We start from the raw sequence: 26,997 nt of genomic DNA, 5'->3' as shown, positions 1-26,997 counted from the left end.
GCCGGGACGGACAAGGTCGTTTAAGGAGGTGATCCAGCCGCAGGTTCCCCTACGGCTACCTTGTTACGACTTCACCCCAGTCATGAACCCCACCGTGGTAAGCGCTCCCCTTGCGGTTAAGCTACCTACTTCTGGTGAAGTCCACTCCCATGGTGTGACGGGCGGTGTGTACAAGGCCCGGGAACGTATTCACCGCGACATGCTGATTCGCGATTACTAGCGATTCCGACTTCATGGAGTCGAGTTGCAGACTCCAATCCGGACTACGACCGGTTTTCTGAGATTGGCTCCCCTTCGCAGGATCGCGACCCTCTGTACCGGCCATTGTAGCACGTGTGTAGCCCTACTCGTAAGGGCCATGATGACTTGACGTCGTCCCCACCTTCCTCCGGTTTGTCACCGGCAGTCTCCCTAGAGTTCCCACCATTACGTGCTGGCAAATAGGGACAAGGGTTGCGCTCGTTACGGGACTTAACCCAACATTTCACAACACGAGCTGACGACAGCCATGCAGCACCTGTCTCAGAGTTCCCGAAGGCACCAAGCCATCTCTGGCAAGTTCTCTGGATGTCAAGAGTAGGTAAGGTTCTTCGCGTTGCTTCGAATTAAACCACATGCTCCACCGCTTGTGCGGGCCCCCGTCAATTCATTTGAGTTTTAACCTTGCGGCCGTACTCCCCAGGCGGTCGACTTATCGCGTTAACTTCGCTACTAAAAGATCAAGTCTCCCAACAGCTAGTCGACATCGTTTACGGCGTGGACTACCAGGGTATCTAATCCTGTTTGCTACCCACGCTTTCGCACCTCAGTGTCAGTATCAGTCCAGGCAGTCGCCTTCGCCACTGGTGTTCCTTCCTATATCTACGCATTTCACCGCTACACAGGAAATTCCACTGCCCTCTACCGTACTCTAGTCAAGCAGTATCAGGTGCAGTTCCCAGGTTAAGCCCGGGGCTTTCACATCTGACTGACTCAACCACCTACGCGCGCTTTACGCCCAGTTATTCCGATTAACGCTCGCACCCTCCGTATTACCGCGGCTGCTGGCACGGAGTTAGCCGGTGCTTCTTCTGTGGCTAACGTCACAGTATGCGGGTATTAACCACACACCTTTCCTCACCACTGAAAGTGCTTTACAACCCGAAGGCCTTCTTCACACACGCGGCATGGCTGGATCAGGGTTGCCCCCATTGTCCAATATTCCCCACTGCTGCCTCCCGTAGGAGTCTGGGCCGTGTCTCAGTCCCAGTGTGACTGGTCATCCTCTCAGACCAGTTAAGGATCGTCGCCTTGGTAGGCCTTTACCCTACCAACTAGCTAATCCTACGCAGGCTCATCAAATAGCGTGAGGTCCAAAGATCCCCCACTTTCCCCCTTAGGGCGTATGCGGTATTAATCCGGGTTTCCCCGGGCTATCCCCCACTACTCGGTAGATTCCTACGCGTTACTCACCCGTCCGCCGCTCGTCACCCGAGAGCAAGCTCTCTGTGCTACCGCTCGACTTGCATGTGTTAGGCCTGCCGCCAGCGTTCAATCTGAGCCATGATCAAACTCTTCAGTTTAAATTTTCGAAATGCCGAAACACTTCTAAATCTGACTCAAGTTAAAACAACTTTAAATGAATTCACATGTAAGGTTGCTTATCTTGATAAAGCTTTTGTTTGCCCTATCCCGACAAGCGCCCACACGAATTACCTGATCAATCTGTTAAAGAGCGTCTCGAGAAGCGACCGATGAACTGGCCTTTCGTCTCAAGTGGGCGCATATTCTAGCGCACCCGGTTTCGAAGTCAACTCTTTTTTTCAACTTTCGTCGCCGTGGCGACTGTGAATCGGAGTTGCTTCAGAGGCCGGTCATTATCGTTAATTTTCATTGAAAATCAACCACTTATTTCCGACCCCGCCGCCTGTTTCGATGACCGTTTCCGGCTGTCTCCCCAAGCGAGGAGGCGAATTCTACAGACCCCAGCGGGAGAGTCAACAGCCTTTCGGCATTTTTTTATTACAGCCGACGAAACGAATAACCGGACGCTTGTGATAGACCGCTACCGGCCCTGTTGTATGCTGGGTGTCGCGTCTTCGGCGCTCTACCCAACCGACGTTCACCCCACTAAATCAAGCGACGACGAAAAGGTGATGCTTCTTCTTGCCAAGCTTGACCAGGAAATACTTGCCGAACAGCGCTCGCTCGGTCGCAAATACGCCCGGCGCATTCATATTGTCATCGAAGCCGAAGGTGTCGCCGTTCACGATAACGGCATTGCGCTGCAGTGCATCCTTGATCTGCTTGCCCGAGGCCGCCATACCGACTTCGGACAGCAGGGTCGTCAGAGGTTTCTCGGCCAGTTCCGCCGACACCAGTCCGGAGGACGGCAGACCATCGAGGCTCAGCTGCGCATAATCGCCCTCATCGAGGGTCGACAGGTCACCGGAGAACAGTGCCTCGGTAATGCGTTGCGCCGCCTCGACTCCCTTGTCACCGTGCACCAGTCGAGTCACTTCCCGCGCCAGCACCGCCTGCGCTTCGGGCCGCCCCTCGCGCGTGGCGTCCGCCTTTTCGAGTTCGTCGATCTCGGCCACCGGCAGGAAGGTGAAAAACTTCAGGAACCGGTAGACGTCGGCATCCGGCGTCTGCAGCCAGAACTGGTAAAAGGCATAGGGTGATGTCTTCTTTTCGTCGAGCCATACCGCGCCGCCTTCGGTCTTGCCGAATTTGGTACCGTCGGCCTTGGTGATCAGCGGCAGCGTCAGCCCGTGCACATGGGTACCGTTGACACGACGGGTGAGGTCGATCCCCCCGGTGATATTGCCCCACTGGTCGGAGCCGCCGATCTGCAGCGTGCATCCATATTCTTTGTTCAGGTACTGGTAGTCGTAGGACTGCAGAATCTGGTAGGTGAATTCGGTAAAGGAGATGCCGGAGCCTTCACGCTCGATGCGCTGACGTACCGACTCCTTGGCGATCATCTTGTTGACGGTGAAGTGCTTGCCGATATCGCGCAGGAAAGACAGCACGTCGACACTGGCCGTCCAGTCGAAATTGTTGGCCAGAATGGCGCCACCACTCTGGTCACCGAAATCGATAAAGCGGCTGATCTGGGCCTTGAGGCAGTCGCTCCACTGCTGGACCACTTCGGAGGAGTTCAGCGAGCGCTCCTGGTCCTTGAAGCTGGGATCACCGATCATGCCCGTGGCACCGCCGACCAGGGCGATCGGGCGGTGACCGTATTCCTGAAAACGCTTGAGCATCAGCAGTGGAACCAGATGCCCAAGATGCAGGCTGTCGGCGGTCGGGTCGAAGCCGCAATAGAGGGTGACACTGCTGTCTGCCAGATGTTGTTCAAGTTCTTCCTCGCTGGTCATCTGTGCGATCAACCCGCGGGCCTTGAGATCCTGTAACAGTGTCATGTCGCTCATTGCTTTCAAATACCCTTGGAAACGGCTATTGACTAAAGGAGGCGTATTCTACCGCCGTGCAGGGTCAGGAACAAACCTGGCGGATGACTGTCAAGGTTTTTCCCTTACCGCCGATATTCTATTTTGCCAACCCCCGCGGTTTGCGGTTAAATAGGCAAGCGCACAGGTCATCTATTCATGGGTAGCATAGTGTTGAACATCATCAAGGTAATCGGTCATCGCCTGCCGACCGTCCATCTGGTCGCCGCATCCATCTGTATCGTCATTGTCGGGGTCACGCTGATGCTGGTCCCCTCCGAGAAGGTATCCGCTACCCGGGGCGAGAATCTCTCGTCGCTGCAACAGCAGACAGTGGCGCTCGACCTCGACCTCGACCTCGAGGCCGAAAACGAATCAGGCCTGGTCACGGACGCCGAACAGGCACTTCTCGAGCAGCCGGCTGTAAGCGACGCCGCCGATGAAGAACCGGAGACCGCAGAAGCCAAGGCACCACCGGCCGAGCCCGTCGCCAACTGGGTCGACTACAAGGTGACCAGCGGCGACAACCTGAGCACCCTGTTCAAGCGCGCCGGCCTCTCGGCCCGGGACGTCCATGTTGTCAGCCAGGCGACCAGGGACAGCGACGCCCTCAAGCGCCTCTACCCCGGAGAGACCCTGTCCTTCCTGATCGAAGGGGGCGAACTGAAGAAGCTCAAGCATCTCATCAGCCCACTCAAGCAGGTGCTGATCGAACAGCAGGGCGATACCTATCGTACCAAGACGGTCGAGCGCGAAGCCAAGATCCAGCACCAGTTCGCCCAGGGCACGATCGAGAACTCCCTCTTCCTCGACGGCGCCCGCGCCGGGCTGCCGAACAATACCATCATGGAGCTGGCGGCGATCTTCGGCTGGGACATCGACTTTGCCCTGGATATGCGCAAGGGCGACAGCTTCCGCGTCATTTACGAGGAAAAGCTGCTGGACGGCGAGAAAATCGGCACCGGCAATATCGTGGCGGCCGAGTTCGTCAACCAGGGGCATGCATTCCAGGCGCTGCGCTACACCGACTCCAAGGGCAACACCAACTACTACACCCCGGAAGGCAACAGCATGCGCAAGGCGTTCCTGCGCACGCCGGTCGACTTTGCCCGCATCAGCTCGCCGTTCAATCCGAACCGCAAGCACCCGGTGCTCAACAGGATCCGTGCCCACAAGGGCGTCGACTATGCTGCCGGCACCGGCACTCCGATCAAGGCCGCCGGCGATGGCAAGATCATCTTCCGTGGCGTCAAGGGCGGCTATGGCAACGTCATCATCCTGCAGCACGGCCAGAATATCACCACCCTTTACGCCCATATGTCGCGCTTCAAGAAGGGCCTGTCCGTTGGCAGCCGGGTCAAGCAGGGTCAGTTGATCGGCTACGTCGGCAAAAGCGGCATGGTGACAGGCCCCCACCTGCATTACGAGTTCCGCGTCAACGGCGTACACAAGAACCCCGTGACGGTGAAGCTGCCCCATGCGGATCCGCTGCCGAAAGCGGAGCGCCAGGCCTTCGCCTCCGTTGCCCAGACCCTGCTGGCGCAGCTCGAATCCTACTCCGGCACCCAGCTCGCCAGAGCCGAATAACGCCATGCCCCCGATCTATATCGGCCTGATGTCGGGCACCAGTCTCGACAGTGTCGATGCGGTCGCGGTCGAATACGATGGCCAGCGAGCGCAGCTGCTGGCCAGTCACAGCGAAGCCTTTCCCGCCGATCTGCGGCAGCGAACACTCGCACTGATGCACCCGGGCGCCGACGAAATCGAGCGCCTGGGCCGCCTCGATCTTGCGCTTGCCGAACTATTCGCCCGGGCGGCCAACCAGCTCATCGAGCAGCAGCGGCTGGACCGCACGTCGATCCGGGCCATCGGCAGCCACGGCCAGACCGTACGACACCGCCCTGAAGCCCGCTTCAGCCTGCAGATTGGCGATCCCAACCTGATCGCCGAGCGCACCGGCCTCCCCGTCGTCGCCGACTTCCGGCGCCGCGACATGGCGGCCGGCGGCCAGGGCGCACCGCTGGTGCCGGCTTTCCACAACGCTCTTTTTCGCGATGACGGGATCGACCGCGTCATCGCAAACCTGGGCGGCATGGCGAACATCACCCTGCTGCCCCGGGATAGGACCCGGCCGGTCTCGGGGCATGACACGGGGCCTGGCAACGTACTGCTCGACGGCTGGATCAGGCACCACCTCGATCTGAACTACGACCGGGACGGCGCCTGGGCCGCGTCAGGCAGCGTCCTGCCGGCACTACTGGAAAAGCTGCTGGACCTGCCCTTTTTCTCGGCCCGGCCGCCGAAGAGCACGGGGCGGGAACAGTTCAATTTCGACTGGCTGAACGGCTGTATCGCCGCCGCCGGGGCCGAAGCCGAATCTCCCGAAAACATCCAGACCACACTGCTGGAGCTGACAGCCCTGACACTCTGCCGGGAGATCCGGGCGGTACTGGGTGAATCCGGCGAGGTTTATCTCTGTGGTGGCGGCAGTCATAACGTTTGCCTGAAGGCGCGCCTCGAAACCCTGTTGAAACCTTATGGGCTGGGTACAACGGCCGAGCTGGGACTGGATCCCGACTGGGTGGAAGCCTGCGCCTTTGCCTGGCTGGCGGCCAGGACGCTGCAGGGACTCGGTGGCAATATCCCGCCGGTAACAGGTGCTGCAGGCGAGCGCATTCTCGGCGCCATCTATCAGCCGTGACGGAACAGGTACATGTTCAGGGAGTATGGCGAGGCAAGCGGGCAGCCCGAATGGTCTGCCCGCCGGTCGATCAGATCGAGAAGGAGGAGCCGCAACCACAGGTGGTGGCGGCATTGGGGTTGTTGATCACGAACTGCGACCCCTGCAATCCCTCCCGGTAATCCACTTCGGCGCCCGCCAGATACTGGAAGCTCATGGAGTCCACCAGCAGCGTTACGCCATTGTTGTCGATGGCCGTGTCGTCTTCGGCCACCGCCTCGTCGAACGTAAACCCGTAGGAGAAACCGGCACAGCCCCCTCCGGTGATATAGACCCGGAGCTTGAGGTTGTCGTTTGCCTCTTCCTCCAGCAGGCTTTTCACCTTTGCAGCCGCCGCATCGGTAAAGACCATCGGAGGATTCTGCTCAAAGGACTCAGTCATACCCACTCCCACTCACATCAAACTGGGCGCTATTCTTTCTTACCCAACCAATTTAGTCAAGTATTGACGTCATCAGGGCATCAATCCGACCAGGTTGAGGCCGGCCCGCTCATCCAGGCCGAACAGGATGTTCAGGTTCTGCACCGCCTGACCGGCCGCGCCCTTGACCAGATTGTCGATGACCGAGAGCACCACCACTGTATCGTCGTCCTGCGGACGGAAGATGCTGATACGGCAATAGTTGGCGCCCTTGACGCTGCGGGTCTCCGGGTGGCTGCCGGCCGGCATGACATCGACGAAGGGCTCGTCGGCGTAGCGCTCCTCGAACAGCGCCTGCAGGCCATCCGTCGGATCCTTCAGCACACCGTACAGGGTGGCATGGATACCGCGGATCATCGGCGTCAGGTGCGGCACGAAGGTCAGGCCTACCGGACGACCGGCCGCCGCACTCAACCCCTGCTTGATCTCCGGCAGGTGGCGGTGGCCCGCCGCGCCGTAGGCCTTGAAGCTCTCGCTGGTTTCGCACAGCAGGGTTCCGACACTGGCGCCGCGACCGGCACCGCTGACACCGGACTTGCAGTCGGCGATCAGGCGACGGTGGTCGATCAGGCCGTTCTCGACCAGCGGCAGATAGCCCAGCTGCACCGCGGTCGGGTAGCAACCGGGACAGGCGATCATGCGCGCACTGCGGATCTGCTCGCGGTTCACTTCCGGCAGGCCATAGACCGCCTCGGCCGCCAGCGCCGGTGCCGTATGCTCCATGCCATACCAGCGCGACCACAGCTCCAGGTCCTTGATGCGGAAATCGGCGCCGAGGTCGATCACCTTGACCCCGCGCTCCACCAGCTCCGGCGCCATGCTCATCGCCACGCCGTGCGGGGTGGCGAAGAAGACGGCATCGCAGGTTGCCAGCCGGTCGACGTCCGGTACCGTGAAGGCCAGGTCGAAGTGACCCCGCAGGTTCGGGAACATGTCCGCCACACGGATGCCCTCTTCGGATCGCGAGGTGATGACGTCGACCTTGACGTCCGGATGATTCGCCAGAATCCGCAACAGCTCCACACCGGTATAGCCGGTGCCGCCCACGATACCTACCTTGATCACATCAACCTCTCATCAGAGTCGAAAAGCGTTAAGAGCCTGTTCAGGCCCTGGGGGCCGGACAACAAGTTGACACCTGTCCGCCGACTCCTTAATGATACAAAGCGCCAGCCCTAAAAACTATCCGGACATCTGCCCATTGATTCGCAAGGACCTCCTGTCGCTGGAGCATTTTCGCGACCGCCTGTCCCATATCGACTCCCTGCCACAGCTGTTGATTCTCGGCGTCCTGTCGGGTGCCATGGCCGGGCTGATTGTCATGGCATTCAGGCTCGTCGTCGAAATCCCGCTGAGCCTGTACCTGCCCGGTCACAACCCCGAGAATTTCGAGGCGCTTCCCGACATGGTGCGGGTACTGCTGCCCGTTGCCGGCAGCCTGCTGCTGATCCTGTTGATTTGGCGGCTGACGCCGGAGCGGCGCAAGGTCGGGGTCGTCCACGTTCTCGAACGCCTGCGTTATCACCAGGGCAATCTGCCCGCGGCCAATCTGCTGGCCCAGTTCGGCGCAGCGTCCATAGCACTGCTCAGCGGCCATTCGGTCGGCCGCGAGGGCCCGGCCATTCATCTGGGCGCAGGAGGCGCCAGCCTGATCGGCCAGTGGCTGCGGCTGCCCAACAATTCGATGCGCCTGCTGGTCGGTTGCGGCACGGCCGCCGGCATCTCCGCCGCCTTCAACACCCCACTGGCCGGCGTCGTCTTCGCGATGGAGGTGGTGCTGTTGGAATATACGGTACTCGGCTTCACCCCCATCATTGTCGCGGCCGTGACCGCCGATCTGGTGATCCGCGCCAGCCTCGGCGCCGAACCACTGCTGAGCGTGCCTGCGCTCAGTATCGGCGGACTGAGTGAAATTCCGATGGTGATGCTGCTGGGGCTGCTGATCGGGCTGCTGGCCGGTGGCTTCAACCGCATCATGCTGTTCACCCTGAAGCTCGGCCGTTACCCGATCTACTGGCGCCTGCTGCTGGCCGGCATTCTGACCGGTCTCGTAGCGCTGGTCGTGCCCCAGGTGATGGGCGTCGGCTACGATACCGTCAGCGACAGCCTGCTGGGACACCACGAACTGTTCTGGCTCGCCGGGCTGCTGCTGGCCAAATGGCTGCTGACGCCCGTCGTGCTGGGCCTCGGCGTCCCCGGCGGCCTGATTGGCCCGACCTTCTTTATCGGTGCCGTCGCGGGCGCCCTTATCGGTTCCCTCGGGCAACTGATCAGCGACCAGCTGTCCCATTCGGGGCTCTATGCGATGATCGGTATGGGCGCGATGATGGGGGCTGTACTGAATGCCCCGCTGGCAGCCCTGATCGCGCTGCTCGAGCTGACCGGAAATCCCCATATCATCCTGCCGGGCATGCTGGCGATCGTGATCAGCAACCTCACGGTGCGCGCACTCTTCGGCCTGCCGTCGATCTTCCAGTCACTGCTGCAGGCCCAGGGACTGGATTATCGCCAGGAACCGCTGGCCCAGGTGCTGTCCCGCGCCGCCGTCGGCAGCCTGATGCAGCGAAAGTTTCTCAGAGCCGGCCTCGAGGTGACGCCCGAATACGCCGAAAATCTGGCGCAACAGGCACAGGAGTGGATTCTGCTCGCAGACCCGGAGCCCCGGGCGCTGCTGCCTCGCTCCGACCTGCTGCTGTGGCTCGAACAACAGGAAAGCGCGCCGGATCACCTGAACCTGCTGGACATTCCGGCTCAGCGCCGCGATGCCGTGATGGTCAGCTTCCGCGCCACCCTGCAGGAAGCGGCCGATTGCATGCGCGAGCGCGAAACCGATATCCTCTGCGTCAGCAGCAATCGCGGCGACATCATCGGACTGCTGACGCGGGCCCAGCTCGAAGCCTACTATCTGCGCAAGCAGGCGATTTGACCGGGGTCGAAACGACCCACACAACAGGAACGACACCATGACTGCCTACAGCCTCCAGGGCCTCTATGCCATTACCGACAGCCAGTTGATGCCCGACGACAAGACACTGCTCGCCGGGGTCGAGGCGGCGCTCGAGGGCGGGGCGGCGATCGTGCAGTACCGCGACAAAAGCGACGACCACGACAGGCGCCTGCGCCAGGCCCGGTTGCTGCGCGAACTCTGTGACCGCTTCGAGCGACCGCTGCTGATCAACGACGACCTCGCGCTGGCCGTTGCCAGCCAGGCCCAGGGTGTGCATCTGGGCCAGAGCGACGGTTCGGTCGCCGCCGCACGCCGGGAACTGGGCCCCGATGCCATTATCGGTGTCACCTGCCATGACAGCCTGGAGCTGGCGCTCAGAGGCCGGGACGAAGGCGCAGACTATGTCGCCTTCGGCGCATTTTTCCCGTCCCGCACCAAGCCCGGCGCCCGCCCCGCCCCACTGTCTCTACTGCCCCGGGCCGGGGCCGAAGTCGGCCTGCCGATGGTGGCGATTGGCGGCGTTAGCGTGGATAATGCCCGCCAGGTGACTGAGGCCGGCGCCAGCATGATCGCCGTAATTCACGCGCTCTTTGGCGCCGACGACGTGCGCCGGCAGGCACAGCTTTTCAGTCGACAGTTCTGACCTCAACCAGCCAGGAAAGATACCCATGTCCCGTTCCGAAGCCCTGTTCCAGGCCGCCCAGCAACACATCCCCGGTGGCGTCAATTCCCCGGTGCGCGCCTTCAAGGGCGTCGGCGGCACACCAATTTTCTTCAAGCACGGCCAGGGCGCCTACCTGTTCGATGAGGACGACAATCGCTATATCGACTACGTCGGCTCCTGGGGCCCGATGATCCTCGGCCACAACGCGCCCCTGGTGATCGATGCCGTTCGCCAGGCGCTGGATCATGGCACCGGTTTCGGCGCCCCCACAGCGATCGAGATCGAGATGGCCGACAAGGTCTGCGAACTGATGCCGTCGATCGAACTGGTACGCATGGTCAGCTCCGGCACCGAAGCCACCATGAGCGCCATCCGCCTGGCCCGCGGTTATACCGGCCGCGACAAGATCGTCAAGTTCGAAGGCTGCTACCACGGTCACTCCGACTCGCTGCTGGTGAAGGCCGGCTCCGGCGCCCTGACACTGGGCGAGCCGAACTCGCCGGGCGTCCCGGCCGCGCTGGCCGAACACACCATCACCCTGAACTACAACGATATCGACAATGTCCGCCAGGCTTTCGCCGAAATCGGCGACCAGATCGCCTGCATCATCGTCGAGCCTGTGGCCGGTAACATGAACTGCATCCCGCCGGTACCGGGCTTCCTCGAAGGGCTGCGCGAGGTCTGCGACCAGTACGGCAGCGTTCTGATCTTCGACGAGGTGATGACGGGGTTTCGCGTCGCCCTGGGGGCGCCCAGGCACTTTACGGCGTCAAGCCGGACCTGACCACCCTCGGCAAGGTGATCGGCGGCGGCCTGCCGGTCGGCGCCTTCGGCGGCAAGCGCGAGATCATGGAAAAGATCGCACCACTGGGCCCCGTCTACCAGGCCGGCACCCTGTCCGGAAACCCGCTGGCCATGGCCGCGGGCCTGGCCATGCTCAACGCCATCTCGGCACCGGGCTTCCACGAACAGCTGTCGGCAAAAGCGGAACTGCTGACCCAGGGCTCGAGGCCGTCGCGCTGAGCCACCGCGTGGCATTCACCACCAGCCAGGTCGGCGGCATGTTCGGTCTCTTCTTCACCGCTCAGCCGCAGGTCAGCAGTTTTGCCCAGGCCACCGCCTGCGACAGCGCCCTGTTTGGCCGCTTCTTCCACGGCATGCTCGAGGAAGGCATCTACCTGGCGCCGTCGGCCTTCGAAGCCGGCTTCATCTCGGCCGCCCACAGCCAGCAGGATATCGAGGCCACCCTGGCCGCTGCCGACCGCGTCTTCGGCCGCCTCTGAGGTGTTCGAGCTGATCGCCGAGCTGGCGCTGCTGGGCAGCGCGCTCGGCAGCACTGGCTGCTGTACCGCCGCGCCGATACCGACCCCGCGCCGACGACGCTGCTGGTGATGAGTCTCGGTGCACTGTCGGTGGCCCTGGCGTCCCTTGGCCGACTGACGCTGACCACCGGCAGCGCCGACCAGCAGACCCTGCGACTGATGCTGGACAACCTGGCCCAGTTTGCCGGCCTGCCGCTGTTCGCGCTGGCAGTCCCGGCACGGGCCTGGGCGCTGGACTGGTCCAGGGCGGCCTGGGGACGCTGGCTGCTGGGGTTCTTCGCCCTGTTCGAGCTCTTCCGCCGCTTTGGCATCGGCGAGCTCTACGGTCAGGGGCTGGCAGTGGCGATCTGCCTGGCGCTGCTGGCGGGTGTGTTGAAGGGGTACCGGGGGACGGCGTTCGCCACGGGTCTCGTTGCCGTGGTCATGGCCGGCGCAGCCCTGCTGGTACTGGGTCCGACCGCCCTGGTGGCCGGTTACGAGCAGGAGGCGCTGTACCGGCCCGCGCTGGGCGCTTTTCTGCTATTTCTGAGCTTTGACGTCAGACGCCGGGGAGATAGCGGTGGCTGAAGCCATCGCTGCGGCCCACACCGACGCTTTCATTTCGGCTTGAGGCCCTGCGAAAGGGGTACCTCTTCGGCGCTAAAGACAGCGACCGGCTTCTGTGGGAGGCTAGACTGAGTATCGATTGCAGAAGTCGTCGCCCGAGCCGGAATCCGAAGGAAGTCTCACAATGAAAACACTCGAAACCACCTGCGTCGCCGATATCATGTCGGCCCAAGTGCTGACCGTATCCGAGCACTGGTCCCTGAAAATGCTGATCGATTTCTTCAACAAGCACCAAATTAGCGGCGCGCCCGTTACCGGTAACGGTGGTGAACTGAAGGGCGTGGTCAGCCTCACCGACCTCCTGCGGTTCGATGGTCAGTCCGATCACTCGATCGATGAAAATCCGATGACCCACTACTACTACGGAGGACTGGAAGGCGTAACGGCCGAACAGCTCGGACTTGTCGGGGGTGATCTGCATGCCCAGCACCTGACCTGCGAAATCATGACGCCGCACCTTATCACGGTGGATGCCGGCGCCTCACTGCAGGAAACGGCGAACCTCATGTGCAACCACCGGATTCACCGGATTTTCGTGACCCGTGACGATATTCCGGTGGGCGTCGTGTCGACCCTCGATATTCTGACGCACCTGGCGCAGCCCGAAGGCTGACCGCCAGGGTTCAGTAACGCCGAGCCTGCTCCAGGGCCTCGCGGGCGCCATCGAGATCACCGGCGTCTTTTCTGATGTTGGCAATCAACAGCCAAAGGCGGCGCAGTGACCCGGACTGGCCGCTGGCGACCGCGATACCCTTGCGTGCCAGCTGTTCGGCCTCGGCATATTTCTGCATCTGCCGCTGCACATCCGCGAGCTGGTAGTACACCTGAGGATCCCGCGGCGCGATGCGCTGCGCCCGCTCGAGGCTCGACTGGGCCGCGGCCAGGAGCCGGCACCCTGCTGCTGGCGGGCACTGTCGAGCAGCGCCACCACCGCCGGGTTGCTGGACGCCGGCGCGGCCGTCTCCGGGGCCGGTATCGGCGCCTGGGCACCGTCCTGCGGATAAAGCGGCTGCACCGAGAGACCACGCTCGCCTTCGATGCGCTGCTGCCGGATCACCGGCTCGTCGTAAACCGGCGTGACCCTGACACCGGTGTCCGGCTCCACTGCGGGCGCGCGGGGTGCTGCGGCACTGCGCTCCTCCACCGGCGGCTGATAAACGCCGGGGCCGGCACAACCCGCCAGCAATGCCAGACCCGCCAACACACCATACCTGTATCGATACATCGTCATGTCCTATCTGAAGCAGCTACTGAACCCATCGGCCGGACACTCTGACATCGGTTCGCCCGGACTGCAAACACGCAACGGCAGACGTACCGCACGCTAGCGGAACCAGCTTCTGAACCAGTCGACAGACTCCCTCACCGGGTCTCCCAGGCCGCAATCCACAGCCTGCAAGGGTGCCGTGCCGACCAGGAAGGGCAGCTGGCGCGAGCCTTCGCAGTACTGGTCCGAGCGCAGGCCGGTGGCCTCATCGATCCAGACATACTCGATGTCGTCCGGCATACTCGCCAGATAGGGCTGTGGCTGCTCGCGCCGCATGAAGTCGGTCCAGACCCGAAGCGCCCCGCTGGAGCCGGTGATCGGCATCCGCTCGTTGTCATCCCGCCCCAGCCAGACCACCGCCAGACGGTTGCCGGTAAAACCGGCGAACCAGCTGTCGCGCTGACCGTTCGAGGTGCCGGTCTTGCCGGCGACATTGAGATCGGCCGGCAACTGGCTGTAGAGATAGCGCGCGGTGCCCTCGCGGGCCACCTCCTGCATCGCGTACTGAATCAGGTGCACCAGCTCCACCGGTACCGTCTGCCGCACCTGGAACGGATAGCGGGACAGCTCCTGCCCCTCGGCATCGGTCACCATGCGGATCGCCCGCAGCGGCGTCTGGAAGCCGTTGGCGGCAATGGTCTGATAGATATTCGCCACCTCGACCGGCGACATCGTCTGGCCACCGAGCAGCAGCGCCGGGTAGGCATTGAGATCCCGCTCGATCCCCAGCCGGTGCAGCATGTCGACGACCTTGTCGACGCCGATCTCGAGGCCAAGCTGGGCAGTGGCGAGATTGTACGACTTGGCCAGCGCCTGATGCAGCGGAACCAGGCCGTGGGCCTGATGATCAAAGTTGTCCGGTGCCCAGACATCGCCGTTGGGCAACTTCAGCCGGATCGGCTCGTCCTCGAGCGGGCTGGCCAGCGTATAACCCTGCTCCAGTGCCGCCAGATAGACCGCGGGCTTGACCAGGGAACCGATCGAGCGGTCCGCATCCAGGGCCCGGTTGAAGCCCTGGAAACGGGTGTCCCGACCACCGATCAGCGCCAGCGCATCGCCGGTCTGGGGATCGGTCACCACCATGCTGCCCTGCAGGCCCTCGAGTTTCTTGCCGTACTTTTTTCCAGCTGAGCGGTGGTCTCGACCATCGCCGCTTCGGCGCGCCGGTGAACGATGGGGTCGAGGCTGGTGAAGACGCGCAACCCCTCGGAACTCAGGTCCTCGTCGCGATAGTCCTCACGCAGCTGACGCTTGACCAGGTCGAGATAGGCCGGATAGGCGCCCTTGTGCAGGCTGCGGGTCTTGACCACGTCGAGATCCCGGCTCCGGGCTTCGGCCAGCTGTTCCGGCGTGATGATGCCGCGCTCTTCCAGAATCGCCAGCACCAGGTCCCGGCGCTCGCGGGCGCGCTCCGGATGGCGCCGCGGGTCGTAGTAGGAGGGCCCCTTGACGAGACCGGCCAGCAACGCGACCTGGTGCAGCTGCAGTTCCTGGATCGGACGGCCGAAATAGTACTGACTGGCGAGACCGAAGCCGTGCACCGCCCGGGCCCCCGACTGGCCGAGATAGACCTCGTTGAGGTAGGCTTCGAGTATCTCGTCCTTGCCGTAATGCAGCTCCAGCAGCACCGCCATCGGAATTTCGGTGAGCTTGCGCAGCAGCGTACGATCGGCGGTGAGATAGAAATTCTTGATCAGCTGCTGGGTCAGCGTGCTGCCGCCCTGGACGAAACGCCCGGCCTGGATATTGACCCACATGGCGCGGGCGATACCCTTGAGAGAGATGCCGAAGTGATCGTAATAGCTGCGATCCTCGATGCCGATCAGCGCCTCGATCAGGTAGGGCGGAGCCTCGGAGATCCGGATCAGATCCCGGTCTTCGTTGCTGTGGGGGTAGATGCCGCCCACCAGCACCGGTTCGAGCCTGGCCAGCGGCAGGCTGCGGCCTTCGCCGTCACGGATCCTGGACAGACTGTTGCCGCGGAAATCGAGCAGCAGCTGACGCGACGGTTCATATCCGTCAGGGAAGACGAAGCCACGGGTGTGGAGCCGCACGCGCGAACTGGCCCATTCCGCCTGTCCGGGGGCTGCGGTACTGCGGACAAAGCGGTAGCCGAGGCCGTCGAGCTCGGTCTTGAGGTCGTCCATCGACAGCGGCTGCCCCGAATAGAGTTCGAGCGGCCGGGCGTAGACCTTGGCCGGCAGCGCCCAGCGCTTGCCCTCGAACTTGGTGCGTACCTGCATGTCGAGGTAGGCCAGCCCGATGGCAGCAAAAACGCTCAGCACCAGCGTCAGCTTCAGCACAAAACCGAACAGGGCGGATCGGAATGAACGCCTGGGAGGCTTGCGGGCTGTTTTGCGTCGGCGGGAAGGTTTTGTGGAAGAGGCTCTCTTTTTTGTCATCGGCTCAGTATAATTCCTTACCCAATTGCGCGATACCGGGATTCCATGTTTCCTGAATTCATTCAATCACTTTGTGATCCGGCGGCGTATCCCCACGCCACCCAGGACATTCGCGTTCTCGAGACGCACATCTCCTGGCTTCTGCTCACCGGCGAATACGCCTACAAGGTGAAGAAGCCGGTCGACTTCGGCTTTCTCGACTTCACCAGCCTCGACAAGCGCCAGCACTTCTGCGAGGAGGAGCTGCGGCTCAATCGCCGCCTGGCGCCGGATATCTATCTCGAGGTGGTGCCCATTACCGGCACCCCGGCCCAGGCCCGCATCGGCGGCGAGGGCGAGCCCTTCGAGTACGCCGTGCGCATGCGCCAGTTCGATACCCGGCTGCGCCTCGACCTGCTGCTGCAGCAGAAACGCTTCGAGCCCGCCTGGATCGACACCCTGGCCGAGCAGATCGCCCACTTTCACAATGCCGTGCCGATCGTCGCCTCGGACAGCCCCTGGGCGAGCCCGAGACCATCTGGGAAACGGTGTCGGACAACTTCCTGCACCTGCGCGACGTGCTGCAGGATCCGGAAGACTGGTCCGCGGTGCAGAAACTGTCGCAGCAGACCGCCCAGCAGTTCCGCGACCTGACCGATTTCATCCGCCGGCGCAAGGCCGAAGGCCATGTCTGCGAATGCCACGGCGACCTGCACCGCCAATATCACCCTGTTCAACGACGAGCTGCGGCTGTTCGACTGCATCGAGTTCAACCTGCAGTTCCGCTGGATCGACACCATCTGCGACCTGGCGTTCCTGCTGATGGACCTGGAGGCCAACGGCCAGTTCCGCTGGGCGCACCGTCTGCTCAACCGCTACCTCGAACTCACCGGGGACTACAAGGCCCTGAAGCTGCTGAATTTTTACAAGGCCTACCGGGCCATGGTCCGGGCCAAGGTGGCGATGCTCGGCGAGCAGAATGACATCGACACCTTCCGTCGCTACCTCAGGCTCGCCCAGCTCTATGCCCGCCAGCCGCAGCCAGCCTTGCTGCTGATGCACGGCCTGTCCGGCAGCGGCAAGAGCTATATCAGCGGCCAGCTGGTTGAGCGCATCGATGCGATCCGCATCCGCTCCGATATCGAGCGCAAGCGCCTCTACCGCGAACTCAGCCTCAAGGGCGACAAGCTGGAGATGTACGGCCAGGAGATGAACATCCGTACCTATCACCGGCTGTTCGAAACCACCCGCGACATGCTGCGCGCCGGCTATACGGTGGTGGTCGATGCCACCTTTATCCGCCAGCGGCCCCGGATCAGTTATGCAGAGCTGGCCACTTCGCTCAAGGTCCCATTCCGTATTATCAGCTGCCATTGTGAACAGAAGCTGATCGAAGCCCGATTGAAACGTCGCCAGGCCAAGGGCATGGATGCCTCCGATGCCGATGTCACCGTGATGCGCCAGCAGAAAAAATGCAGCATCCGCTGGACGACGACGAGCTGGGCTATACCGTTCCGGTCTACACCGATGACGATGAGGCGCTCGAACTGCTCACCGGCCGGTTAAAGCGGGAAGGCGTCATCCGCGACGAATGAACTGAAACGGGGCACCTCAGCTTCCCGGCTGACCTCGACAGAGACGTCGAACAGCGTACTCAGCAGGGGTGCGGTCATCACCTCGGCCACCGCCCCCTGCGCCAGTACCCGCCCGGCTTTGAGCAACAGCACGCGGTCGGCATAGCGCGCGGCCAGCGCCAGATCATGGAGGATCAGCAGCACCGCCATGCCGGCATTGGCCAGGGCCCGTACCAGCCGCAGACAGAGGTGCTGATGTCTCAGGTCCATCGCACTGGCCGGTTCGTCCATCAGCAGCACGCTTGTCTCGCTGCCGCACTGGGCCAGGACCCGGGCAAGCTGCACCCGCTGACGCTCACCCCCGGACAGCTGAAGATAGTTGCGTGACGCCAGCGGCTCCAGCTCCAGACGCCGCAGCCAGCCGCGGCAATGGGCCTGCTCCTCGGGCTTCGACAGCGCCAGCGGCCAGGCTCCCAGACGCACCACCTCCTCGACGCTGAAGGGAAAGTCCAGCGGCTGCTCCTGGGTCATCACTGCCAGCCGGCGGGCACGCTGCGCCTCGCCCCAGCCCTGGAGCGCGCGGCCGCAGAGCCGGACCTCGCCGACCGTCGGCAGCTGCAGCCCGGACAGCAACTGCAGCAGCGTCGACTTGCCGGCGCCGTTGGGCCCGAGCACAACGGTCACGGCCCCCGGCGCCAGTGCCAGATCGATATTATCCAGGATCCGCCGTTCGCCGCTGTGCCAGCCCAGCTCCCGTGCGCTCAGAACCATAGCCGCCCCCGCTGCCGGTAGAGAATCATCACCAGAAAAAAGGGGCCGCCGACCAGGGCCGTGACGATCCCGATCGGCAGTTCGGCCGGACTGACCAGTACCCGCGACAGCACATCGGCCAGCGTCAGCAACAGCGCCCCGAGCAACGCAGACAGCGGCATCAGTTCGCGATTGTCAGGCCCGCACAGCAGCCGCACCAGGTGGGGCACCACCAGCCCGACAAAGCCGATCAGCCCGCCCAGCGACACCACGGCACCCACCCCAAGCGCCACCAGCAGCACCAGGCGCCGCTGGAGGCGATGTGTGACCACGCCGAGCAGCCGCGCCTGCTGCTCGCCCAGCAGCAGCAGATTGAGCTGCTGGCCCTCGCGCAACAGCAGTACAAGCACCGGCAGTGCCAGCAGTGCCAGCAGCAGAGCGCTGTTCCAGTCGGTGCGGTGCAGATTGCCCAGCAACCAGAAAGTGACCTGCCGCAACGAAAGCTCGTCGCTGAAATATTTCATCACGCCAATGGCCGCCGCGGCGATACTGTTCAACGCGATGCCGGCCAGCAGCATGGTGGTGACCGAAATTCCCTGGGGCGTACGGGCGATGCGGGCCACCAGCGCCGTTACCAGCAGGCCGCCGAGGAAGGCCGCCAGCGGCAGCAGTACCGCACCCGGTCCGCCCAGCAGCCAAGGGCCACCGAACACCAGTATCGCCACCGCGGCCAGGGCGGCGCCGGCGCTGATGCCGATCAGACCGGGGTCGGCCAGCGGATTGCGAAACAGCGCCTGAATGGAGGCACCGGTAAGGGCCAGCAGAGCGCCGGCGAAGAGCGACAGCACCAGTCGCGGCAGGCGCAGCTCGAACAGGATCAGAAAGTCACGGGAACCGGGCTGCAGCAGCATCTCCGGCGACAGTGACACGGGTCCGACCAGCAGCGACAGCAGCATCGCGGGGGGCAGCAGAAGCCATAGCAGCCGGCGCAGACGATGCGGAGAAAGCCGTCCTGACAGGATCATGATTGAGGTCTATTGAAGGTTGAACCGGACCGGGATTGTCACATAGGAGGCGACCGCGATGCCATCGATTCGCGCCGGTACCAGCTTCCAGCCCAGTCCGGCCTCCTGCGCCGCACGATCCAGCAGCGGATAGCCGGACGAGGCCAGCACCTGCGCCCCCGTCACCCGACCATGGGGGTCGATGTCCAGCCGCAGCATCACCTCGCCCTCCTGCCCCCGCCGCCGCGCCAGTGCCGGATAGACCGGCGGCGGTGGCGGTTGCCGCCACTGTGCTTCACGCTCGACAGGGTCGCGCGCCTCCCTGTCGGCAGTTGCCGACGCCACCACCTCCTGCTGATCGGACAACAGCTCGTCGACCGGCCCGTCCGGGGGCTGTGGCTGCGGTCTGGGCTCCGGTTTCGGCTCCGGTTTCGGTTTCGGTTTCGGTTCGGGTTCGGGTTCGGGTTCGGGTTCGGGTTCGGGCTGTGGCTGTGGTTTCGGTTGCGGTTGCGGTTGCGGTTGCGGTTGCGGTTGCGGTTGCGGTTGCGGTTGCGGTTGCGGTTGCGGTTGCGGTTGCGGTTGCGGTTGCGGTTGTGCAACAGTCTCGGCCTGCGCAGGCAGCGGGCCCGGCGTTTCGCCCCGGCGCGGGTGCTCAGCGCCTTTCGCCGGGGCCCTGTCGACGCTCAGGTGCAGCGCCGTCGCGCGGGCACCGCCTGGCACTGCCGCCGGGGCCGTCCAGCCGGTCGCCAGCAGCCAATGTACACCGCCGGAGATCAGCAGCATCCACAGCAGGGGTCTTGTACTCAGGTAGACGATAAGGCCTTGCACAATGTTTTCCGGTTCCTGGAGTCGAGAGTCGGACAGGATATGCCATGCATCGCCCGGCGATATCAGCGACTCCCTGAATTTCTGAGCGCGCCATTATAATGGAGCAGCGCCACCCGCGGGGTGAGCCGCGCTCAAGCACTCTTTATCTGCATTCATTATGGACCGCCCATGACCGTTCTATGCCCGATCAGTGATATTCCCGAACAGGGGGCCAAAGGTTTCGAGGTCGAGGGCCGCGGGATCTTCGCCGTACGCCATCGGGGCCGGATCTTCGTCTACGAGAACCGCTGTCCGCACCGGGGCGTGCCGCTGGAGTGGCTGCCGGATCAATTCCTCGACTACGAACGCAATTTTATCCAGTGTGCGACCCACGGCGCGCTGTTCAAAATCGACGACGGCGAATGCATTGCCGGCCCGTGCAATGGCCAGAAGCTGTGGCCGGTTGCCTTCAACCTGATCGACGGCAATATCGTACTGACCTGAGCATTCAGAGCGCTACCGGCAGTCGTTTCGCAAGCCGGATTTCCGACAGGGAAACCTCTGCCGCGTAAGCAAGCACTTCCACACCCTGTTCGGCAGCGGCGCGCAGCAGACGGCCATAGTCGGGGTCTATGCCATCGGCCGGACGCACCTGCCGGATACCGTTGTGGGGTACACAGAACAGCAGTACGGCACGCTGACCGGCCTGCGCCAGCGCCGTCAGTTCCCGCAGATGCTTCTGCCCCCGCGTCGTGACGGCATCGGGAAAGCTTCCCCAGCCCTCCTCCTCGAGCAAGGTCACCATCTTAACCTCGACCCAGGCATCGGGCGACGAGCCTTCGCTGAGCTGCAGGTCGATCCGGCTGCGTTCCTCGCCGTAGGGCACCTCGCGACGCAATCGCCGGTAGCCGGCCAGCTCGGCAATGACACCCTGCCCGATCGCTTCGGCCACCAGGGCGTTGGCCAGAGCGGTATCGATGCAGGCCAGGAAGCGCTCCTCGACCTCGACCAGCTTCCAGCCCAGCGGATACTTGCGGGCCGGATTGCCGCTGTCCTGCAGCCATACCCGGCTGCCTGGCGTGCTGCAATTGCGCATCGAGCCGGTATTGGGGCAGTGTGCCGCCACCCGCCGACCATCGGCCAGTTCGACATCGGCGAGAAAGCGCTTGTAACGCTGCAGCAGGCACCCCTCGATCAGGCCATCAAGCTGCATCAGCCGAACCTTCGACGCAGCCGTTCGAGACCGAGCTCGATCCGTTCGAGACTGGTGGTATAGGAAAAACGGACGAAGTCATTGCTGCGGTGGCGGCCGAAATCCAGACCGGGCGTGACCGCCAGATAGTCGCGTTCCAGCAGATCCCAGCAGAAATCGAAGGCGTTGTCGGTCAGGTCACAGACATCGGCATAGATGTAGAAAGCGCCCTGGGGCGCGACCGGCACACCGAATCCGAGCGCCCGCAACCCGTTCAGCAACAGGTCCCGGCGCTCGCCGAAAGCCCGGCGCCGCGCTTCGAAAATCTCCAGCGCCTCGGGACTGAAGGCTGCCAGGGCCGCGTACTGCGAAATCGTCGACGGCGAGATATAGAGATTCTGGGCCAGTCGCTCCAGATGCGGAACCGCGTCCTCCGGCGCCACGATCCAGCCCAGGCGCCAGCCGGTCATGCCGAAATATTTCGAGAAGCTGTTGATCACGAAGGCCCCGGGATCCACCTGCAGTACCGTCGGCGCATCGAAACCGTAGGTCAGACCATGGTAGAGCTCATCGACCACCAGGCTGCCGCCCTGCTGACGCACCGATTCGGCCAGAGCCGCCAGCTCCGGCTGATGCAGCACCGAGCCGGTCGGGTTGGCCGGCGAGGCCAGCAGCACTCCGGCCGTTTCCGGCCGCCAGTGCTCGGCCACCTGCGTGGGCGTGAGCTGGAAGTTGCTGCCGGCATCGACCGGCACCAGCTGGCCGCGGGCCTCGACCAGGCGCAGGAACTGGCGGTTACAGGGATAGCCCGGGTCGGCCATCATGAACTGCTGCCCCGGGTCAGCCAGCAGCGCGAACACCATCAGCAGCGCCGCCGAGGCCCCGGCCGTGACGATAATCCGCTCCGGCGCGACCTCGAGTCCGTAGCGCTGGCGGTAGAAACCGGCAATCGCCCGGCGCAGCTCCGGAATGCCTGCCGCCGGGGTGTACTGGGTCAGCCCCTTTTCGATGGCCTGACGGGCAGCCTCCGCAATCGGCGCCGCGGTCGGGAAGTCCGGCTCGCCCACTTCCATATGCACCACGTCCTGCCCGGCCGCTTCCAGTTCGCGCGCACGCTTCAGCAGATCCATTACCTTGAAGGACTCGATCTCCAGAGCCCGCCTGCTCCAGTCTGTCGCCATCGCCTGCCTGTTCCTCGAAAAGAAAAGCGGCCAGTATACCCGCTCAGTGCGCGATTTGGCGCGATCTGCATGATCTGCGCGGGACTGGCGAAATTGGTTATAAAGGCTAGCCTAATGAAAAGGGTTCTGGTAACTTCGCAGCCTTTGCCGACGCATGGAACAGGCTGAAGGAATAACCGGTCCGGGCCACGCCGTCCGGAGGACTCGGAGAAGTGAGGCAAGACTATGCCAACAAACGATTCTCAGTTTACGCACTTTGAACCCTACGATCTCGATACGGGTGAAGAGTACATGTGCGATGCTCATCGCGAGCATTTCAAACAGATTCTGAATGCCTGGAAGCGGCAGCTGATGGAGGAGGTCGACAGCACCATCCATCATCTGCAGGAAGAAGCCTCCAACTTTGCAGATCCCAGCGACCGCGCCAGCCAGGAAGAGGAATTCAGCCTCGAACTGCGCACCCGTGACCGCGAGCGCAAACTGATCCGCAAGATCGACGAGGCCATCGAGCGCATCGACGACGACGAATACGGCTTCTGCGATGCCTGCGGCATCGAAATCGGCATCCGCCGCCTCGAGGCGCGCCCCACGGCCACCCTCTGCATCGACTGCAAGACGCTGGCCGAGATCAAGGAAAAACAGCTCGGCGGCTGACCGCCGGAATCCGGTCACCCTGCCCGGGTGGCCGGCACCTGCACAGGACCGCAATCCTTGCGCTATACCGGACGATTCGCTCCCTCCCCGACCGGACCGCTCCATTTCGGTTCCCTGCTGGCCGCACTGGCGAGCTTCGCTGACGCCCGTGCCCACCAGGGACGCTGGCTGGTCAGAATCGAAGATCTCGACCCGCCACGGGAACAACCCGGCGCGACCCGCCAGATTCTCGGCACTCTCGAGTCCTTCGGCTTCGAATGGGATGGCCCGGTACTGTACCAGAGTCAGCGTCATGCCCTCTTTCGCGAAGCCCTGGAATACCTGCGCAGCCTCAAGCTGGCCTATCGCTGCAGCTGCTCCCGCAAGCAACTGTTCGAACGCACCGGCGGCAGCCGTTACGATGGCCACTGCCTGCTGCAGCCTCCGGACAGACTGGCGTCCAGTGCCATCCGCGCCCGTTGTGAAGAGACCGAGATTCGTTTCGACGACAGTATTCAGGGGGCGCAGCGGTACCGGCTGGCCGAGGACTCCGGCGACTTCGTGATTCTACGCCGCGATGGCTACTTCGCCTATCAGCTGGCGGTCGTGGTCGACGATGCCGACCAGGGCGTCACCCGGATTGTGCGCGGCAGCGACCTGCTCGACGAGACGCCGCGACAGATCCAGCTGCAGCGCTATCTCGGCCATGCCACTCCGCGCTATGCCCATATACCGGTGGCGGCGACACCGGACGGGCAGAAACTCAGCAAGCAGACCCGGGCCACGCCGCTGGATCCGCAGCGGCCGGTTCCGGCACTGCTGAGCGCCCTGAAGTTCCTCGGTCAGAAGCCCGATCCGGCGCTGGCCGATGCCAGTCCTGCCGAGCTGCTGCAATGGGCGGTGGAACACTGGGACATCGAGCGCATTCCCGGGTCGCTCGCCCTGCCATCGCCGACGGACTGAGGAGTTCCCATGTTTCTGCACCGCACCGCGCTGCTGATGATCGTCGGTTTCTACCTGCTGGTTCCGCTGCTGCTGGACTGGTGGCTGCAGCCCGCTGCGAGCTGGTACCGGCCCTTTCTGATCTGGCTGGTACTGATCGGCATTGCCTGGCTGATCGACCTGCAGCGGGGACGCCGCGATGCTTAGTCTGCAGGGGCTGTTCGCGGCCGGTTTCACCTACCTGCTGTTTCTGTTTGGCGCCGCCTGGCTGACCGAGCGCGGCATGCTGCCCAAACGCCTGGTCAACCACCCGATACTGCATGCACTGTCGCTCGGCATCTTCGCCAGCGTCTGGACCTTTTACGGCGTTTTCGGCATTGCCCGGGATGCCGGCATCACCTACCTGACCTCCTACCTGGGCGCCACCTTCGCCTTCGTCCTGGCGCCGGCCATCATGGTGCCGATCCTGCGGATCACCCGCACCCACCAGCTCAGTTCGCTGGCCGACCTCTTCGCCTTTCGATTCCGCAGCGGGCCGGTCGGCACCCTGACCTCGATTCTGATCGTGGCCGCGACCCTGCCGCTGATCGCGATCCAGATCCAGGCCGTCTCCGATTCGCTGCACCTGCTCAACCGGGACGCACCGCGGGACCTGCTGGCAGCGGCCTTCTGTGCCGTGATGGCGCTGTTCGCGATCCTGTTCGGCGCCCGTCACGCCTCGCTGCGCAACCGCAATACCGGACTGGTGGTAGCCATGGCGGTGGAATCGCTGATCAAGCTAGCGGTGCTGCTGGCGATCGGCCTCTACTGCCTGTTTGCCGTCCTCGGCGGCCCCTCCGGCCTGGAGGCCTGGCTGGCCGCGAACCCGCAGGCCCTGGAGCAGATCCAGCGACTGCCGAACAACCAGAGCTGGCACACCCTGCTGCTGGCCTTCTTTACCGCCACCATCGTCATGCCGCACATGTTCCACCTGGCCTTCACCGAGAACTCCTCGGCGCTCAGCCTGCAAAAGGCCTCCTGGATCATGCCGCTGTACCTGCTGCTGCTGGCGCTGACGGTGCCGCTGATCATCTGGGCCGGTCTCAAGCTGCAGGTCACCGGTCTCAACGAATACGTCATCCTCAATATCGGCCTGCTGCTGAACTCCAACTGGCTGACACTGCTGGGCTTTATCGGCGGACTCTCGGCGGCCAGCGGCGTCATTATCGTGGCCACGGTGTCGATGGCCTCGATGCTGCAGAACCACCTGCTGCTGCCGATCACCCGGGTGCCGGACAATGTCCGCTTCTATAACTGGCTGCTGTGGCTGCGCCGCATCCTGATCCTGGTGCTGATGACCGGCAGCTACCTCTTCTATAGCCAGCTGGCGCGTCCGGATGCGCTTTATCTGCTGGGCCTGATCGCCTTCATCACCTTTCTGCAGTTCATGCCGGGGCTGCTGGCGACGCTGTTCTGGGCCGGCGTCAATCGCTGGGGTTTCGGGCTGGGCCTGTGCACCGGCATCGGCAGTTGGCTGCTGACGATGTTCTTCAACCGCCAGTTCAGCCTGCTGGACTTCAACATCTTCGACGACAACTGGCACGGTGCCGCCGTGCTGTCGCTGTTGCTCAACTGTACCGTGCTGATCATAGGCTCCCGCCTATTCCCCACCACCGAGGAGGAGCGCAAGGCCGGCGATGCCTGCATGCTCAACGTCATGCAGCAGCCGGTCGGCGTCAAGCTCAGCGCCACCCGGATGGAGGATTTCGAGGCCCTGCTGCGTCCACGACTCGGTCCCGAGACCGCCCGCAGGAGCTGCAGACCGTGGTCGCTCAGCTGGGCATCAACTACGAGGTGCTCTCGCCGCTGGACCTGCTGCGCCTGCGCACCCAGCTGGAGCAGCACCTGTCGGGACTGCTGGGACCGGTGGAAGCGGCCACCCTGCTCGAGCCCCTCGACCGCCAGGACCCGATCGAGGGTTTTCGCGCCCGCGACGTCCATCTGCTGGAGTCACAGCTGGAGCAGTACCACCAGCGCCTGGGAGGACTGGCCGCCGAACTCGACGAGCTTCGCCGCTACCACCGTCTGACCCTGCAGAAGCTGCCGGTCGGCGTCTGCACGCTCGACAGCGATGGCCGCATCCTGTTCTGGAATGCCGAGATCGAGCGCTACACCGGTGTGCGTGCCGACGATGTCCTGACCTGGCGCCCGGCCTCGCTGCCCGAACCCTGGGGCAAATTGCTGACCGACTTCACCCAGGGCGACCAGTCCCATCTGCCGAGCCAGAAGCTCAGTCTGAACGGCCAGCTGCGCTGGTTCAGCCTGCACAAGGCGCAGCTCAGCGAACGGGCCTCCCATGCCGGCATGGTGATACTCCTCGAGGACGAAACCGATACCCTGATGCTGGCCGACAAACTGGCCCATCACGAGCGCCTGGCGTCGATCGGGCGCTTCGCCGCCGGCGTCGCCCACGAGATCGGCAACCCGGTGACCGGCATCGCCTGCCTGGCACAGAACCTGAAGCTGGAAACAGACGCGGAGCCGGTACTCGAAACCGGTGAACAGATCCTGGACCAGACCAAGCGCATCAGTCGCATCGTGCAGTCCCTGGTCCGTTTCGCCCATGCCGGCCGCCAGGACAACAGCACGCAGCACGAGCCGGTTCCGTTGCATGACCTGATCGCCGAGGCCATTCATCTGGTTTCGCTGGACAGCCGCGGCCGGAATCAGCGCTACAGCAACGAGGTGCCGTCAGGGCTGCAGGTCATCGGCGATGCCCAGCAACTGCTGCAGATTTTCGTCAACCTGCTGAACAATGCCTGCGACGCGTCACCCGATCAGGGTCTGATCAGCGTCAGCGCCGGGCGGGAGGACGAAAAGGTCATCATCAGGATGCTGGATGAGGGCAGCGGCATTGCGCCGGAACTGCAGGACCGGCTGTTCGAACCCTTCTTCACCACCAAGGACCCCGGCAAGGGTACGGGGTTGGGTTTACCACTTGTCTACAATATTATCGAGGAACACTATGGTAATATCGAAATATTCAGCCCGGCCAACAAAAATCAGAATAAAGGCACTCTAGTGGTCATCACCCTACCCGGACTTCCGACGTCGGAGCTTTGACGGCCGGAAGGTGCCGTTTGTAGCAATCAA

General features: G+C 63.3%; 25 protein-coding genes, 1 rRNA gene and 1 pseudogene. 15 read left to right on the top strand and 12 right to left on the bottom strand.

Going from position 1 to position 26,997, the window contains the following annotated elements:
* Window positions 1–21: 21 nt before the first annotated feature.
* Window positions 22–1,562: ribosomal RNA gene (locus ACFQDL_RS12230) — 16S ribosomal RNA — on the bottom strand.
* Between the two features lie 552 nt (window positions 1,563–2,114).
* Window positions 2,115–3,416 carry a tyrosine--tRNA ligase gene (gene tyrS / locus ACFQDL_RS12225; protein ID WP_379909253.1) on the bottom strand — a complete coding sequence of 434 codons (1,302 nt, stop codon included), beginning with the start codon at window positions 3,414–3,416 and terminating at the stop codon, window positions 2,115–2,117.
* A gap of 177 nt (window positions 3,417–3,593) precedes the next feature.
* On the opposite strand from tyrS, the gene ACFQDL_RS12220 reads away from it, so the two are divergent.
* Together ACFQDL_RS12220 and ACFQDL_RS12215 are read left to right on the top strand one after the other, a co-directional pair.
* Window positions 3,594–5,021 carry an OapA family protein gene (locus ACFQDL_RS12220; RefSeq protein ID WP_379909252.1) on the top strand — a complete coding sequence of 476 codons (1,428 nt, stop codon included), beginning with the start codon at window positions 3,594–3,596 and terminating at the stop codon, window positions 5,019–5,021.
* A gap of 4 nt (window positions 5,022–5,025) precedes the next feature.
* Window positions 5,026–6,135: an anhydro-N-acetylmuramic acid kinase gene (locus tag ACFQDL_RS12215; RefSeq protein WP_379909251.1), complete on the top strand. Its 1,110-nt coding sequence runs from the start codon at window positions 5,026–5,028 to the stop codon at window positions 6,133–6,135.
* 70 nt (window positions 6,136–6,205) lie between these two features.
* Here ACFQDL_RS12215 and erpA read toward each other — a convergent pair whose 3' ends face one another.
* The gene (gene erpA / locus ACFQDL_RS12210) at window positions 6,206–6,556 is read right to left on the bottom strand and encodes an iron-sulfur cluster insertion protein ErpA (protein ID WP_379909250.1); all 351 of its coding nucleotides are present in this window, start codon (window positions 6,554–6,556) and stop codon (window positions 6,206–6,208) included.
* Window positions 6,557–6,628: 72 nt separating this feature from the next.
* The gene (gene argC / locus ACFQDL_RS12205; protein ID WP_379909249.1) at window positions 6,629–7,660 is read right to left on the bottom strand and encodes an N-acetyl-gamma-glutamyl-phosphate reductase; all 1,032 of its coding nucleotides are present in this window, start codon (window positions 7,658–7,660) and stop codon (window positions 6,629–6,631) included.
* Between the two features lie 136 nt (window positions 7,661–7,796).
* Here argC and ACFQDL_RS12200 point away from each other — a divergent pair, with 136 nt between their 5' ends.
* The 5 genes and pseudogenes from ACFQDL_RS12200 (at window position 7,797) to ACFQDL_RS12180 (ending at window position 12,747) form a co-directional block, all read left to right on the top strand.
* Window positions 7,797–9,521 carry a chloride channel protein gene (locus tag ACFQDL_RS12200; RefSeq protein WP_379909248.1) on the top strand — a complete coding sequence of 575 codons (1,725 nt, stop codon included), beginning with the start codon at window positions 7,797–7,799 and terminating at the stop codon, window positions 9,519–9,521.
* A gap of 37 nt (window positions 9,522–9,558) precedes the next feature.
* A complete protein-coding gene (gene thiE, locus ACFQDL_RS12195) occupies window positions 9,559–10,185 on the top strand; it encodes a thiamine phosphate synthase (protein WP_379909246.1) in 627 nt (208 codons plus the stop codon).
* A gap of 25 nt (window positions 10,186–10,210) precedes the next feature.
* A pseudogene (hemL, locus tag ACFQDL_RS12190) lies at window positions 10,211–11,489 on the top strand (glutamate-1-semialdehyde 2,1-aminomutase).
* A 108-nt stretch (window positions 11,490–11,597) separates the two neighbouring features.
* Window positions 11,598–12,095: a hypothetical protein gene (locus tag ACFQDL_RS12185; RefSeq protein WP_379909245.1), complete on the top strand. Its 498-nt coding sequence runs from the start codon at window positions 11,598–11,600 to the stop codon at window positions 12,093–12,095.
* A 163-nt stretch (window positions 12,096–12,258) separates the two neighbouring features.
* Window positions 12,259–12,747 carry a CBS domain-containing protein gene (locus ACFQDL_RS12180; RefSeq protein WP_379909244.1) on the top strand — a complete coding sequence of 163 codons (489 nt, stop codon included), beginning with the start codon at window positions 12,259–12,261 and terminating at the stop codon, window positions 12,745–12,747.
* A 10-nt stretch (window positions 12,748–12,757) separates the two neighbouring features.
* Here ACFQDL_RS12180 and ACFQDL_RS12175 read toward each other — a convergent pair whose 3' ends face one another.
* From ACFQDL_RS12175 to ACFQDL_RS12165, 3 genes are all read right to left on the bottom strand, one after another.
* On the bottom strand, window positions 12,758–12,925 hold the full coding sequence (locus ACFQDL_RS12175; RefSeq protein WP_379913044.1) for a hypothetical protein: 168 nt from the start codon (window positions 12,923–12,925) through the stop codon (window positions 12,758–12,760).
* Window positions 12,926–13,458: 533 nt separating this feature from the next.
* A complete protein-coding gene (locus ACFQDL_RS12170; protein ID WP_379909243.1) occupies window positions 13,459–14,484 on the bottom strand; it encodes a penicillin-binding transpeptidase domain-containing protein in 1,026 nt (341 codons plus the stop codon).
* Complete coding sequence (locus ACFQDL_RS12165) at window positions 14,475–15,704, bottom strand: transglycosylase domain-containing protein (RefSeq protein ID WP_379909242.1); 1,230 nt, start codon at window positions 15,702–15,704, stop codon at window positions 14,475–14,477. The genes ACFQDL_RS12170 and ACFQDL_RS12165 overlap by 10 nt, the downstream gene beginning before the upstream one ends.
* A gap of 144 nt (window positions 15,705–15,848) precedes the next feature.
* On the opposite strand from ACFQDL_RS12165, the gene ACFQDL_RS12160 reads away from it, so the two are divergent.
* Both ACFQDL_RS12160 and ACFQDL_RS12155 read left to right on the top strand, forming a co-directional pair.
* The gene (locus ACFQDL_RS12160) at window positions 15,849–16,436 is read left to right on the top strand and encodes a hypothetical protein (RefSeq protein WP_379909241.1); all 588 of its coding nucleotides are present in this window, start codon (window positions 15,849–15,851) and stop codon (window positions 16,434–16,436) included.
* A gap of 33 nt (window positions 16,437–16,469) precedes the next feature.
* Window positions 16,470–17,348 (top strand): bifunctional aminoglycoside phosphotransferase/ATP-binding protein, encoded by an 879-nt coding sequence (locus ACFQDL_RS12155; RefSeq protein WP_379909240.1) that lies wholly within the window; start codon window positions 16,470–16,472, stop codon window positions 17,346–17,348.
* On the opposite strand, the gene ACFQDL_RS12150 is transcribed toward ACFQDL_RS12155, so the two are convergent.
* From ACFQDL_RS12150 to ACFQDL_RS12140, 3 genes are read right to left on the bottom strand one after another with little or no spacing between them, the layout of a single operon-like run.
* Window positions 17,345–18,127 carry a heme ABC transporter ATP-binding protein gene (locus tag ACFQDL_RS12150; protein WP_379909239.1) on the bottom strand — a complete coding sequence of 261 codons (783 nt, stop codon included), beginning with the start codon at window positions 18,125–18,127 and terminating at the stop codon, window positions 17,345–17,347. The two genes, ACFQDL_RS12155 and ACFQDL_RS12150, sit on opposite strands and share 4 nt — an antisense overlap.
* Window positions 18,118–19,131: a FecCD family ABC transporter permease gene (locus ACFQDL_RS12145; protein ID WP_379909238.1), complete on the bottom strand. Its 1,014-nt coding sequence runs from the start codon at window positions 19,129–19,131 to the stop codon at window positions 18,118–18,120. Before ACFQDL_RS12145 ends, ACFQDL_RS12150 begins: the two co-directional genes overlap by 10 nt.
* 9 nt (window positions 19,132–19,140) lie before the next feature.
* On the bottom strand, window positions 19,141–19,938 hold the full coding sequence (locus ACFQDL_RS12140) for an energy transducer TonB (RefSeq protein ID WP_379909237.1): 798 nt from the start codon (window positions 19,936–19,938) through the stop codon (window positions 19,141–19,143).
* Window positions 19,939–20,106: 168 nt separating this feature from the next.
* Between ACFQDL_RS12140 and ACFQDL_RS12135 the strand changes: the two genes are divergently transcribed.
* Window positions 20,107–20,421 (top strand): Rieske (2Fe-2S) protein, encoded by a 315-nt coding sequence (locus ACFQDL_RS12135; protein WP_379909236.1) that lies wholly within the window; start codon window positions 20,107–20,109, stop codon window positions 20,419–20,421.
* Window positions 20,422–20,425: 4 nt separating this feature from the next.
* Here ACFQDL_RS12135 and sfsA read toward each other — a convergent pair whose 3' ends face one another.
* Together sfsA and ACFQDL_RS12125 are read right to left on the bottom strand one after the other, a co-directional pair.
* Entirely contained in the window at window positions 20,426–21,130 is a 705-nt protein-coding gene (sfsA, locus tag ACFQDL_RS12130) for a DNA/RNA nuclease SfsA (protein ID WP_379909235.1), read from the bottom strand.
* Window positions 21,130–22,290 carry a pyridoxal phosphate-dependent aminotransferase gene (locus ACFQDL_RS12125; protein ID WP_379909234.1) on the bottom strand — a complete coding sequence of 387 codons (1,161 nt, stop codon included), beginning with the start codon at window positions 22,288–22,290 and terminating at the stop codon, window positions 21,130–21,132. Before ACFQDL_RS12125 ends, sfsA begins: the two co-directional genes overlap by 1 nt.
* A gap of 225 nt (window positions 22,291–22,515) precedes the next feature.
* Between ACFQDL_RS12125 and dksA the strand changes: the two genes are divergently transcribed.
* The 5 genes from dksA to ACFQDL_RS12100 are packed head-to-tail and all read left to right on the top strand — an operon-like array spanning window position 22,516 to window position 26,967.
* Window positions 22,516–22,944, top strand: a complete 429-nt coding sequence (gene dksA, locus ACFQDL_RS12120; RefSeq protein WP_379909233.1) for an RNA polymerase-binding protein DksA — start codon at window positions 22,516–22,518, stop codon at window positions 22,942–22,944.
* A 57-nt stretch (window positions 22,945–23,001) separates the two neighbouring features.
* A complete protein-coding gene (gluQRS, locus tag ACFQDL_RS12115) occupies window positions 23,002–23,886 on the top strand; it encodes a tRNA glutamyl-Q(34) synthetase GluQRS (RefSeq protein WP_379909232.1) in 885 nt (294 codons plus the stop codon).
* 9 nt (window positions 23,887–23,895) lie between these two features.
* On the top strand, window positions 23,896–24,072 hold the full coding sequence (locus tag ACFQDL_RS12110; protein WP_379909231.1) for a hypothetical protein: 177 nt from the start codon (window positions 23,896–23,898) through the stop codon (window positions 24,070–24,072).
* Window positions 24,065–25,933 carry an SLC5/6 family protein gene (locus ACFQDL_RS12105; RefSeq protein WP_379909230.1) on the top strand — a complete coding sequence of 623 codons (1,869 nt, stop codon included), beginning with the start codon at window positions 24,065–24,067 and terminating at the stop codon, window positions 25,931–25,933. Before ACFQDL_RS12110 ends, ACFQDL_RS12105 begins: the two co-directional genes overlap by 8 nt.
* Window positions 25,816–26,967 carry a sensor histidine kinase gene (locus ACFQDL_RS12100; RefSeq protein WP_379913043.1) on the top strand — a complete coding sequence of 384 codons (1,152 nt, stop codon included), beginning with the start codon at window positions 25,816–25,818 and terminating at the stop codon, window positions 26,965–26,967. The genes ACFQDL_RS12105 and ACFQDL_RS12100 overlap by 118 nt, the downstream gene beginning before the upstream one ends.
* Window positions 26,968–26,997: the final 30 nt, after the last annotated feature.

Source organism: Marinobacterium aestuariivivens, assembly GCF_042661465.1.
Lineage (GTDB): Bacteria > Pseudomonadota > Gammaproteobacteria > Pseudomonadales > Balneatricaceae > Marinobacterium_A > Marinobacterium_A aestuariivivens.
Note: the sequence above shows the minus strand (reverse complement) of the source record. Positions and strands in the feature narration are given on the sequence as shown.